This window comes from Nonomuraea sp. NPDC052129, from assembly GCF_040680095.1.
Taxonomy (GTDB): Bacteria; Actinomycetota; Actinomycetes; order Streptosporangiales; family Streptosporangiaceae; genus Nonomuraea.
This window is the reverse complement of sequence record NZ_JBFAVX010000034.1, coordinates 128,775-140,381: the sequence shown is the minus strand read 5'-3', so window position 1 is coordinate 140,381 and position 11,607 is coordinate 128,775. Positions and strand designations below refer to the sequence as shown.

Annotated in this window: 9 protein-coding genes; 5 read left to right on the top strand and 4 right to left on the bottom strand. The window is 69.6% G+C overall.

Annotation, left to right across the window (positions count from 1 at the left end):
• Positions 1-372: 372 nt before the first annotated feature.
• On the bottom strand, positions 373-837 hold the full coding sequence (locus AB0L53_RS46875) for an ATP-binding protein (protein WP_364009499.1): 465 nt from the start codon (positions 835-837) through the stop codon (positions 373-375).
• Between the two features lie 494 nt (positions 838-1,331).
• Between AB0L53_RS46875 and AB0L53_RS46870 the strand changes: the two genes are divergently transcribed.
• Together AB0L53_RS46870 and AB0L53_RS46865 are read left to right on the top strand one after the other, a co-directional pair.
• The gene (locus tag AB0L53_RS46870; protein WP_364009496.1) at positions 1,332-2,177 is read left to right on the top strand and encodes a helix-turn-helix transcriptional regulator; all 846 of its coding nucleotides are present in this window, start codon (positions 1,332-1,334) and stop codon (positions 2,175-2,177) included.
• Entirely contained in the window at positions 2,170-2,373 is a 204-nt protein-coding gene (locus AB0L53_RS46865) for a DUF397 domain-containing protein (protein WP_357645878.1), read from the top strand. The genes AB0L53_RS46870 and AB0L53_RS46865 overlap by 8 nt, the downstream gene beginning before the upstream one ends.
• Positions 2,374-2,501: 128 nt before the next feature.
• Here AB0L53_RS46865 and AB0L53_RS46860 read toward each other — a convergent pair whose 3' ends face one another.
• Both AB0L53_RS46860 and AB0L53_RS46855 read right to left on the bottom strand, forming a co-directional pair.
• Positions 2,502-3,641 carry an acyl-CoA dehydrogenase family protein gene (locus AB0L53_RS46860; protein ID WP_364009493.1) on the bottom strand — a complete coding sequence of 380 codons (1,140 nt, stop codon included), beginning with the start codon at positions 3,639-3,641 and terminating at the stop codon, positions 2,502-2,504.
• A 37-nt stretch (positions 3,642-3,678) separates the two neighbouring features.
• Positions 3,679-7,227, bottom strand: a complete 3,549-nt coding sequence (locus AB0L53_RS46855; RefSeq protein ID WP_364009490.1) for an indolepyruvate ferredoxin oxidoreductase family protein — start codon at positions 7,225-7,227, stop codon at positions 3,679-3,681.
• 95 nt (positions 7,228-7,322) lie between these two features.
• On the opposite strand from AB0L53_RS46855, the gene AB0L53_RS46850 reads away from it, so the two are divergent.
• Together AB0L53_RS46850 and AB0L53_RS46845 are read left to right on the top strand one after the other, a co-directional pair.
• A complete protein-coding gene (locus AB0L53_RS46850; protein WP_364009487.1) occupies positions 7,323-7,799 on the top strand; it encodes an Lrp/AsnC family transcriptional regulator in 477 nt (158 codons plus the stop codon).
• A gap of 124 nt (positions 7,800-7,923) precedes the next feature.
• Entirely contained in the window at positions 7,924-8,268 is a 345-nt protein-coding gene (locus tag AB0L53_RS46845) for an Lsr2 family protein (protein WP_214643165.1), read from the top strand.
• Positions 8,269-8,555: 287 nt separating this feature from the next.
• On the opposite strand, the gene AB0L53_RS46840 is transcribed toward AB0L53_RS46845, so the two are convergent.
• On the bottom strand, positions 8,556-9,545 hold the full coding sequence (locus AB0L53_RS46840) for a LacI family DNA-binding transcriptional regulator (protein ID WP_364009484.1): 990 nt from the start codon (positions 9,543-9,545) through the stop codon (positions 8,556-8,558).
• A 189-nt stretch (positions 9,546-9,734) separates the two neighbouring features.
• Here AB0L53_RS46840 and AB0L53_RS46835 point away from each other — a divergent pair, with 189 nt between their 5' ends.
• The gene (locus AB0L53_RS46835; RefSeq protein ID WP_364009481.1) at positions 9,735-11,594 is read left to right on the top strand and encodes a beta-L-arabinofuranosidase domain-containing protein; all 1,860 of its coding nucleotides are present in this window, start codon (positions 9,735-9,737) and stop codon (positions 11,592-11,594) included.
• Positions 11,595-11,607 lie beyond the last annotated feature (13 nt).

Below are 11,607 nucleotides of genomic sequence, written 5' to 3'. Positions count from 1 at the left end.
CATCCACCCACTCGATGCCCTCCGTGACGCCCTGGCCGGGAACCCCTGGATGCCACCGCAAAACGCCTGATCAATCACAGGCGTGAATGGATACGCTGTCCGCTGCATGGATGGGCCAACGGTCGCTCTCGTGTATGGTCGTCTGCCCGCCCCGACAATCGGTCCTGCGAATGAACCGCAGTCCACCGAGCGCGATCAATTCATAAACGACCTCCTCGCAGTCGCATGTCCAACGCAGGACCCGGCCGTCCGGCTCACCGCCGCGTAAAAGGTTCCAGGCCAGCCGGTCGTAATGCGACTCGATAGCTGGCACGTGAGATGCCATGCAGCAAAGGGGGAACAACCCTTGATCGAACACCCAACTCACCGCCATCACCTGGGGCCTCTTGGGGCAACCGCGCTTATCACGCACTCTTCGACACAGACAGGAACGCCCTGGCTCATGCGCACCTCCGCCCAGACCGTGAGTTGCCGACCGGCCAACGGGCGCACACCCCATGCGGCCGCGATCTGCTCCACCAGTCGCAGGCCGCGCCCGTGAGAGGCCAGGTCATCGGACAAGCGCGGACGCGGAACAGTGTCCGCTCCGTCGTCGGTCACCTCGATCCGAGCCAGCCCCGCATTGAGGCCGAGCACATCCACCGCGACAAGACCGCCCCCACATCCCGAGGCGGTGCGCTGGAGCGCGTTCGCTACCAACTCGCTGACGATCAACCGCGCGCTGTCCGCGTCCTGGTATCCCGCTCCCAGCAGGACCGCTGCGACGCAGCGACGAGCCGCGGGCACCACCCACTTCTCGCCGGGGAACACCATCTCGCTCAGAAACCGCTCCGTCACTGCGTCTCCTCCCAGACCCGGGCAACCGCGTCCGCGTCGTACGCCTCCACCCGCCGACACCGACCATGACCCCACGTGAAGACCCAGTGCTCACCCCTCAGGGCAGCCCGAACCCGCAACGCCCCTCGCGCCCGAGGAATGAAGATGAACGGCTCATCACGCCGTGGCCACTGCACCGCCAGCGCCACCCCGAGCCGAGACAGATCCCACGTCAATCGCACCAGGTGAATGAATCGTTGCTCTTCGTGATCGAAATAGCGCATGCCGACATCCCCCTTTCGGGATGAACGTGTCCATTGACCTGGCCTGCGGCCTCGAGCTCCACACCGATTGACCATGGTCACGCTTGAGAGCCAATCGCAATGATGGCCGCCTGGAGCATTACCAGGTCATCATGAGTCGACGTCGCTCATCCTGTCAATGCACTGTGCACACTGAACGAGATTCGAGCATTCTCAGAACATGCTGACCACCGATCTGGCACACTGATCTCCATGTCATCAACCCACAGCCCAACCGTGAGACTCCGACGTCTTGCGCGCGAGCTGCGAAGGATGCGAGAAGACAGCGGGCTGACTCCCGAAGCTGCCGCCGCTCAGCTTGGCTGGAGCCGGAGCAAGGTCAGCCGCATTGAGACGGGGCGAACCATGGCGAGCCGCGCCGACGTAGCCGCCGTCTGTGATCTGTATGGAGCTGGGTCATCGACTCGCGCCGGGCTGATACAGCTTGCGAAGGAGGTACGCCAGCGGGGATGGTGGACGGCCTATGCCGATGTATTCACCGGTTCCTACATCGGCTTGGAGGACGATGCGGCCCTGATCTGCCAATGGGAGGTCCAGCTCATCCCTGGCCTTCTGCAAACCGAGGATTACGCTCGGACGGTGATCGATACGCTTCGCCCCGATGACGAGGTGCAGCGGCGGGTCATGGCCCGCATGGCGCGACGCACCTTGCTCAGCCGTCCCAATGCGCCACAGCTCATCGCGATCTTGGACGAGGCCGCCATCCGTCGTCCTATCGGCAGTCGCCAGATAATGCATGAGCAGTTGGAGGCGCTTCTCATCTCAGCGCGTCGAACTAATGTAACGATCCGCATCCTCCCCTTCGGTGCGGGCGAACACGCGGGACTGGAGGGAGCGTTCACTCTGCTTACCTTCTCCGAGCCGATAGACCCCGATGTTGTCTACGTTGAGGGAACCGCAGGCGACATCTACGTGGAGAGCGCGGAGCAGGTTGAGCGCTGTAGGCTCGTGTTTGACCGTATTTGCAAGGCGGCACTGGCCCCGGATGACTCCCTGGGGCTGATCTCTGAAATCAAGGATGATCTATCCCATGATTGATCTCTCACAGGCCGATTGGCGCAAGAGCAGCCGCAGCGGCGGCGGTAACAACTGTGTGGAAGTAGCACGGAACCTTCCCGGTGTTGTCGCCGTCCGGCACAGCAAGGATCCAGATGGAGCGGCCCTGGTGTTCACTCCTGGCGAGTGGCGCGCCTTCATCGAAGGTAGCAAAGACGGTGAGTTCGACCTCCCCTAGCTCGGCATAAGCCCACGACATCCAACGCAGAGAGCCCGGTCTCCCCTGGTGGCCGGGTGTTTGGCGGGGCGGGCATCAGACGGGCAACCACCGAATCGGGTAACGGGTGGGCGCGGGACAGGTCAGGGTCAGCGGGCCAGGTCGCGGCTGATCACCAGCCTTTGGATCTGGTTTGTGCCCTCGAAGATCTGCATGATTTTGGCCTCGCGCATGTACCGCTCCACCCGAAACTCACGCGTGTACCCGTACCCCCCGAACACCTGCACCGCGTCCGTGGTCACCTTCATCGCGGCGTCCGTGGCCACCAGCTTGGCGACGCTGGCCTGTCGACCGTACGGACGGCCGGCGTCGCGGCGGCGGGCGGCGTCCAGGTACGTGGCGCGGGCGCTGTCCACGGCCGCCGCCATGTCCGCGAGCAGGAAGCCCAGGCCCTGGTGGTCGATGATCTTGCGGCCGAACGTCTGGCGTTCCTTGGCGTAGGCGACCGAGGCGTCCAGGGCGGCCTGGGCGAGGCCGGTCGCGCAGGCGGCGATGCCGAGGCGGCCGGAGTCGAGGGCGCTGAAGGCGATGGGCAGGCCCTGGCCTTCCTCGCCGAGCAGGCGGTCGGCCTCGATGACGACGCCGTCCCAGTGCGCGCTGGTGGTGGGGATGGCGTGCAGGCCCATCTTCTCCTCCGGGCGGCCGAAGGTCAGGCCGTCGGCCGCGCCGGGGGCCAGGAAGCAGGAGATGCCGCGGCTGCCCTGTCCCGTGCGGGCGAACAGGGCGTAGAAGTCGGCCTTGCCGCCGTGGGTGATCCACGCCTTGTTGCCGGTGATGCGGTAGCCGTTCTCGACCTTCTCCGCCTTGCAGGTGAGGGCGGCGGCGTCGGATCCGGCCTGGGGTTCGGACAGGCTGTAGCCGCCGACGATTCGGCCCGCCAGCATGTCGGGCAGCCAGCGTTCGCGCTGCTCGGGTGTGCCGTAGGTGGCCACGGGGAAGCAGGCGAGGGTGTGCACGCTGGTGGCCACCGCGACGGCGGCCCAGCGGGCCGCCAGTTCCTCCAGCACCTGCAGGTAGACCTCGTACGGCTGGCCGCCGCCGCCGAGCTCCTCCGGGTACGGCAGGCCGAGCAGTCCGGCGGCGCCGAGCGTGGCGAACAGGCCCTCCGGATAGGTCTCGGCGCGCTCATGCTCGTCGACCCGGCTCGCCAGCTCTTTGTCGGCGATGTCCCGGGTGAGGGCGATGAGGTCCTCGGCGTCCTGGGTGGGCAGCAGGCGGTCGACGGTCACGTTCTCTCCAGAGGGCTGGGCAGCAAGCGGTCGACGGTCACGTTCTCTCCAGAGAGCGGGGTCCGGTGGGCTCGCTCAGCTGCGCGAGGGCGGTCCTGGCGCGATCGCGGAACTCCGCGACCCGCGCGAGCTTGATGTCCTCATACCCGCGAACCGCCTCCGGCAGCGCCGCGATCGCGGCCACGGCGTCGGCGGTCGCCGGGCTCAGCCGGGCGAGAGCGTCACGCATCAGGTCACGGTACTCGGTGATGATCGCCCGCTCGACGCGGCGTACTCCTGCGTACCCGAACACGTCGAACGGCGTACCCCGCAGGAACCTGGCGGCGCGCAGCACGCGGAAGACGACGTTCGCCGAGCGGCGCAGCCGGATCTTGCGCTTCATGCCCAGCGCGCGCAGCAGCGGCGGGTGCAGCAGCACCGACACGGTGGCGTCAGCGCCGTACTCCCGCTCCCGCCTGGCCCGCTCGGCCGGGTCCAGGTGCAGCCGGGCGACCTCGTACTCGTCCTTGTAGGCCATGAGCTTGTGCAGCCCCTTGGCGTAGGCGAGGGCGATCGGCGCGGCGGCCTCCTCCCCCGCGCGGTCGGCGGCGAGCGCGGCCACGCGGCGCACGTCCTCGGCGTACCGGGCGGCGTAGGCCGCGTCGCGGTAGCCGGTCAGGTCGGCGATCCGCGTGGCCAGGGCCTGATCGAACGTCTCGGCCTGCGGAGCGGGAGTCTCCACGGCCGCCAGCACCGCCTGGCGGTCGGCGACGGCGGCCCGGCCCCAGCGGAACGCCGCGAGGTTCTGCTCGGCCGCGGCCCCGTTGAGCCGGATGGCCCGCTCGACGGCCTCGGCGGAGACCGGCAGGCAGCCGTGCTGGTACGCGGCGCCGACGAGCAGCATGTTGGCGGGCATGTGGTCGCCGAACAGCGCCTCGGCGAGCCCGTGGGCGTCGAGGTAGAGGTTGTCGGCGCTCCGGGTGGCCGACTCGACGCGGGTGATCGCGTCGGCGGGCGAGTCCGGTACGGTGACGCGGCCGGTCACCATCGCGGCGGTCGGCACGACGGCGCTGCTGACCACGGCGACGGTACGGTCCGGCGCGGCGACCGCCAGGTTCGTGTCGGCCGCCGCGCCGAGCAGGTCGAAGCCGATCAGCACGTCGGCGGTGCCGTGCGACGCCTTCGGGGAGCCGGCGATCGGGTGCGGGGAGATGCGGACGTCGCTGACGACCGGGCCGCCCTTCTGCGCCAGCCCGGTCTGTTCGAGGCCGGCCGCGTGCAGGCCGTCGAGGTGGGCCGCCATCTGCAGGATCTGCGAGACCGTTACGACGCCCGTGCCACCGATGCCGGGCATCCGCAGCAACACCTCACGATCGGGGAATCGGGTGACCGGCTCGGTCAGCTCCACCGGAATCTCCAGGACCGGCCGTGCGCCGAGTGCTTGGATCGGCCGTGGCCCACGATCCGCCGGAAGCTCCGGGACTGGCCGTGCCCTGCCCGGCTTGACCAGCAGGAACGACGGACAGTCGCCCTTGAGGCAGCTCAGGTCGGAGTTGCAGGACGGCTGGTGGATCCGGGTCTTGCGGCCGTACACGGTCTCCACGGGCTGCACCGACAGGCAGGTCGACACTTCGCCGCAGTCGCCGCAGCCCTCGCAGACCCGCTCGTTGACCACGACCTTCTCCACCGGTACGGGCAGTTTGCCGCGCTTGCGCAGGCGGCGTTCGTCGGCCGCGCACCGGTCGTCGTGGATGAGCACGCTCACCCCGTCGAGTTCGGCCAGCTCCTGCTCGGCCGCCGCCAGCCCGTCGCGGTGCCGTACGGTGGCGATCGGCGCGAGCCGGACGCCCCGGTAGGTCTCCGGTTCGGGGGTGGTGATCACGATCCGGCGGACTCCCTCGGCGGCCAGCGACCGCGTCAGCGCGGGCACGTCGAGGCGGCCCTCCGCGCGCTGGCCGCCGGTCATGGCGACGGCGTCGTTGTAGAGCAGCTTGTACGTGATCCGCACCCCGGCCGCGACGGCGGCCCGGACGGCCAGCGAGCCGGAGTGGTGGAAGGTGCCGTCGCCGAGGTTCTGCACGAAGTGCCGGTCGTCGGTGAAGGGGGCCAGGCCGATCCACTGGGCGCCCTCGCCGCCCATCTGGGTGAGGCCGACCTGGTTGCCGCGTCCGGCGCCGTCCAGGGCGATCATGGCGTGGCAGCCGATGCCGACGCCGACCAGCGTGCTGTCCGACGTACGGGTGGAGGTGTTGTGCGGGCAGCCCGAGCAGAAGTACGGCGTGCGCGCGGCGACCAGCGGCAGCAGGCGGCGCGGCTGCGGCTTCCGGGCGGGAGCCAGGTGGACGGTGGTCCGTGGCAGCGTGTCGGCGAAGGTGGCCAGCGCCTTGGCCACGTCCTCCGCGCCGAGCGTGCCGCGGGGGGTGAGCAACTCGCGCCCGACGACAGCGGGGGTGCCGGGGGCGGGGAGCGGGTCGCGGTCGGCGGGGGTGCGGGCGACGTCGTACAGCGCCTGCTTCAGCTGTCCCTCCAGGAACGGGACCTTGTCCTCCACCACGAGCACTCGGTCCAGGTCCGCGGTCATGGCGGCCAGGTCGGCGGGCGCCAGCGGGTACGGCATGCCGAGCCGGATCAGCCGCAGGCCCAGGTCCTCGATCGCGGCCTCGTCCAGCCCGAGGTCGGCCAGCGCCCGGCGCACCACCGCGAAGGACGCGCCGGAGGCGACGATGCCCAGGCGGGCGTGCGACGAGCCGGCCACCACCCGGTTCAGGCCGTGCGCGCGGGCGTAGTCGCGGGCCAGGTCGAGCCGCCGGGTCAGCATGTCGTGCTCGGCGTCCAGCGCGGCCGGGCCGACCAGGGCGGCCGGGGTGGGGCGGCTCGGGTGGTCAGGGGCCGGGATGCCGTCACGCAGCGAGCCGAGGTCGACGGTGGCCGACGCGTCCGCCAGGTCGGCGACGATCTTCAAGCCGGTCCACAGACCGCTGGCGCGCGAGAGGGCGACCGCGTGCAGCCCGAACTCGATGATCTCCGCCACCGAGCCCGGCGCGAGCAGCGGCACGCACAGGCTCTGGCACATCGGCTCGCATGTGCTGGGCACGGTCGAGGACTTGCTGCCGGGGTCGTCGCCGATCCAGGCCACCGCGCCGCCGAGCGCGGCGGTGCCGGCCAGGTTGCCGTGCCGGATGGCGTCGGCGGCGCGGTCGAGGCCGGGGCTCTTGCCGTACCAGAAGCCGGTCACGCCGTCGTGCCGCCGGCCCGGCAGGCGCTCCAGGAGCTGGGTTCCCGCCACGGCGGTGGCGGCCAGTTCCTCGTTGAGCGCCGGACGGACGACCACGCCCGCGGGGTCGAGCAGCCGGGCGGCCCGGCCCATCTCCAGGTCGACGCCGGCCAGCGGCGAGCCCGGGTAGCCGGAGACGAACACGCGCGTGTCCAGCCCGCGCTCCTGGTCCAGGCGGCGCTGTTCGAGCGTCAGCCGGACGAGGGCCTGCAGGCCCGACATGAGCACGCGACCGTCCGCGGCCGTGTACTTGTCGTCGAGGGTGACGCTCATGCGGGCCTCCCTGGGGTTCGTGGAGACCCCAGCACAGCAACGCGGGCGGGCATCGCGCAAGTATCGACCAAGAAGACACGACAAAGACGCAAAACCTTTGCGGCCTCGGCCTCTTTCGCTATGGTTCTTTCCATCAAAAACCGAGGAGTGCCCACATGCCAGAAATAGATGACATTGATCATCGGGTGTTGCGCCTGCTGCGCGAGGACGGGCGCCGCACCTTCTCCGACATGGCGGGCACGATCGGCCTTTCCGTGGCCGCGGTCAAGCGCCGGGTGGACCGGCTCAAAGAGATCGGCGTCATCACCGGTTTCAGCGTGCAGATCGACTACGCCAAGCTCGGATGGGGCATCGAGGCGTTCACCGAACTGCGTTACGCGGGCACGACACCGGTGAGCGAGATCGTCCGCACGGCGACCGACGTGGCGGAGGTTCAGGCCGTTTTCACCATCGCCGGCGACCCCGACGCGCTGATCCACGTACGGGCCCGCGACCTCGGTCATCTCCAGCAGGTCATCGATCACCTGCGCCGCGCCGGGAACGTCACGGGCACCAAAACGCTGTTGGTGCTGGGCTCGTGGACCCGCGACGCACTGACGCCGCGACCGCCCCGGATAGCGGGAATGAAATAGCTCGCTATGCAATTAGCCGAGCTTTCTTTGTCCTGGTTGTCCACCGCCCCAGGGGTGCGCCGGACAACGGCACCGTACGCTACAGTACTCATTGTCTTCTCGCCTCTGAATTCGGAGCACCAGCATGGCCAAGCAAATTCAAGAGATCTTCCTTGACGACCTCGACGGATCCGCCTTGTCGTCCGAGAACACAATCAGGTTCGGCCTCGACGGCTTTGCCTACGAGATCGACCTGTCGGATAAGAACGAGGAGAAGTTGCGCAAAGCCCTTGCCCCGTTCCTGGTCAAGGCGCGTCAGGTCCGCAAGGAGCGCGGTGGTAAGGTCCGTCGCGGAGTCGGCTCGGCACGCTCGGTCAGCCGCGACAAGTCCACCGAAATTCGCCAGTGGGCGAAGCAGGCGGGACTACCCGTGAGCGAGCGCGGACGTATCGCCGCGACCATCGTGGAGCAGTACGAGGCGGCTCACTGAGATTGCCGCTCCGGCAATCACCGCGGCGATAATGACCGGCACCTCCTGAATTCGAAATGCGCCCGCCCATCGGCCTTTGGCCGCCGCGACGGCGGGTGCGCGGCGGGAGGATGGCGATCAGAGTCGGCCGGCTGCCTTTAAGGCCGTACGGCCCGCCGGTCCAGGCGAGGGGACCGGTGGCGCAGCCGTTAGCCGACGTTGCCCAGACACTCCAGATTCGCTCCGAATGTCCGACCGCCTGACCACAACTCCTCAGGCGCGGGTCGACAAACCCCCCACGCAACCCCTCAGGCGCGGGTCGACTCCCGCAGCACCAGGCTGCACGGCATCCGCCGTACCCCGCCCTGGTGCGGCACGCCGCCGATCACGTCCAGCAGATGCGTGGCGGCCGCCCGCCCGATCTCACCGAGGTTCATGTCGACCGTGGTGAGCGGCGGCCGCGAGCCGAGCGCCATCGGCGCCCAGTTGTCGAAGCCCACGAGCGCCACGTCGTCGGGAATGCGCCGGCCACGATCCCTGAGCGTCTCGGCGACCCCCCTGGCGATCTGGTCGCTGCCGCAGAACACCGCGTCCACGTCCGGCTGGGTGCGGAGCAGGATGTCGGCGCCCTGCCGCCCCCACTCCTCCGACCACTCCCCGAACAGCGTCTCGCCCGCCGCCGTCGCTCCCGCCTCCGCCAGGGCGTCGGCGAACCCCGCCGCGCGCGTCCGCGCGGCCAGGAAGCGCTGCGGCCCGGTGATGTGGCCGATCCGCCGCCGTCCGGTGGCCAGCAGATGCCGTACGGCCAGGAGGCTCCCGCCCAGGTCGTCGGGGATCACCGAGAAGTCGGTGGGTTCGGTCGACTGGGTCATGGCGTAGACGACCGGGACGGGCAGGCCGGTGCCGATGCTCGGCCGGGGCTCGGTACGCCGGCCGGTGACGATGATGCCCTCCACCCGCCTGGCCAGAAGACGCTCGACGTAGTGCTGCTCCCTGATCGGGTCGTCGCGCGTGTCGCACATGAACACCGAGATCTGACCGGCGCCCAGCGCGTCCTCGGCGCCGAGCATGACCGGGATGCTGAAGCGCCCGAAGCTGTCGCACGTCACCAGGCCGACGGTGAAGGTACGGCCGTGCAGCAGGCCCTGGGCGAGCTTGTTCGGCCGGAACTCCAGGCGCTCGGCGGCGGCGATCACCCGCGCCCTGGTCTCCTCGCGCAGCCGGCCTTGGCCGTTGAGCGCCTTGGACGCCGTGCCGATCGACACTCCGGCGGCCGCGGCGACCTCACGGATGGTCACTGCGCGCTGGGAAAATTCAGACAACCGGTTTCCCTCCCTCGACATCCTGGTCACGGTCCAACTACCCAGAGGGTTGACCAGTGATGTGTAACACCTTACTGTTCGCCAAGGAAAGCCTATTCCCCATGTGCGAGGAGTTCGATGGACCAGGCCTGCGGCCCTGCCGTACCGACCGCGGAATCTAAGGCCGTGCAGCGGCCGCTGGGCATCCACGACGTCGTGATCACCGGTGGTCCGTTCGGGCGGTGGCAGAGCGTCAACCGCGCGGCGAGCATCCCGCTCGGGCTGGAGCAGATGGAAGAGGCGGGCAGCCTGCCCAACCTCAGGCTGGCCGGAGCCGGGGCGGGCACCGACGGCGAGTTCCGCGGCTACCGCTTCCAGGACTCCGACCTGTACAAGCAGCTCGAGGCCGTCGCCTGGGAGCACGCCAGGCGCCCGTCGGCGGAGTATCCGGAGTTCGTCGAGCAGGCGGCCGAGGTGCTCAAGCGCGCCCAGCGGCCCGACGGCTACCTCAACTCCCACTACCAGGTCGTCAAGCCGGACAAGATCTACGCCGAGCTCGAGTACAGCCACGAGATGTACTGCGCGGGTCACCTGTTCCAGGCCGCCGTCGCCGCCACCCGCGCGGGCACCGGCGCGGAACTGCTCGCGGTCGCCCGGAAGTTCGCCGACCATCTGGCGGAGGTCTTCCTGCGCGGCGGAAACGACGGCATCGACGGGCACGCCGAGGTCGAGACCGCGCTGGTGGAGCTCTACCGGGTCACCGGCGAGCGTTCCTACCTGGACCTGGCCGCGAAGCTGATCGACAACAGGGGCAAGGGGCTCATCCGCGACAGCGGGCTCGGCATCCTGTACGCCCAGGACCACCTGCCGGTCAGGGAGGCGGACACGGCGGTCGGCCACGCGGTGCGCCAGCTGTACCTGGAGGCGGGCATCGTCGACGTCTACCTGGAGACCGGCGACGAGTCGCTGCTGGAGTGCTCGATCCGGCGCTGGGAGGACCTGGTCGCCACCAAGACGCACCTGACCGGGGGCATGGGCAGCCGCCACTCCGACGAGGCGTTCGGCGACCGCTGGGAGCTGCCGCCGGATCGCGCCTACAACGAGAGCTGCGCGGCCATCGCCAGCATCCACTGGAACTGGCGGCTGCTCCTGGCCACCGGCCACGGCCGCTACGCCGACCTGATCGAGCGCACGCTCTACAACGCCTTCGCCGCCTCGACCTCGGCCGACGGCATCCGCTTCTTCTATGTCAACCCGCTCCAGCGCAGGGACGACCACGTCGAAGGAGCCTACGCCGGTCGGCGGCGCGAGTGGTTCGCCTGCGCCTGCTGCCCGCCGAACATCATGCGGCTCATCTCCTCCCTCGGCGGCTACATCGCGGCGTCCGCCGCGAACACCCTGCTCGTCCACCAGTACATGCCGGGGACCGTCACCGACGGCGAACTCACGCTGGCCGTCGCCACCGACTACCCCTGGAACGGCCGCGTCACGTTCACCGTGGAGCGCGCGCCCGGCACCCCGTGGTCGCTGGCGCTGCGGGTGCCCGCGTGGAGCGCCTCCACCACGGTGACGGTCGGCGGCGAGTCTGCGGTGGCCGTACCGGACGAGCGCGGCTATGTCGTGCTGACCCGCGAGTGGCGGGCGGGCGACACCGTCGAGCTGGAGCTGGACATGGCGCCCCGGCTCGTCCACCCGCACCGCCGCGTCGACGCCGTCAGGGGATGCGTCGCCGTGGAGCGCGGGCCGCTCGTCTACTGCTTCGAGCAGGCCGACCAGCCCGAAGGCGTGGACCTTCCGGATCTGGCGCTGCCCGCGGGCGCCGAACTGCGCGTCCTGGACAAGGACGACCTCGACGGCGTCGGGCGCACCGTCCTGATCGAGGCCGACGCCCAAGTCGTTTCCCAGCCGGTGGGCGGCCTGCCGTACACCACCACACCCCCCGGGGAGCTCTCGACCGGCTCCCGCGTGACCGCCACGGCGATCCCCTACTACCAGTGGGACAACCGTGACGGCCGCGGGATGCGGGTCTGGATCCCCCTCGTGTAAAGGAATCACCCCC

Bases quoted from the DNA above. Each gene is read 5' to 3' on its own strand.
- AB0L53_RS46870 (WP_364009496.1), top strand. From the start codon at position 1,332: ATGTCATCAACCCACAGCCCAACCGTGAGACTCCGACGTCTTGCGCGC.
- AB0L53_RS46865 (WP_357645878.1), top strand. From the start codon at position 2,170: ATGATTGATCTCTCACAGGCCGATTGGCGCAAGAGCAGCCGCAGCGGC.
- AB0L53_RS46850 (WP_364009487.1), top strand. From the start codon at position 7,323: ATGCCAGAAATAGATGACATTGATCATCGGGTGTTGCGCCTGCTGCGC.
- AB0L53_RS46845 (WP_214643165.1), top strand. From the start codon at position 7,924: ATGGCCAAGCAAATTCAAGAGATCTTCCTTGACGACCTCGACGGATCC.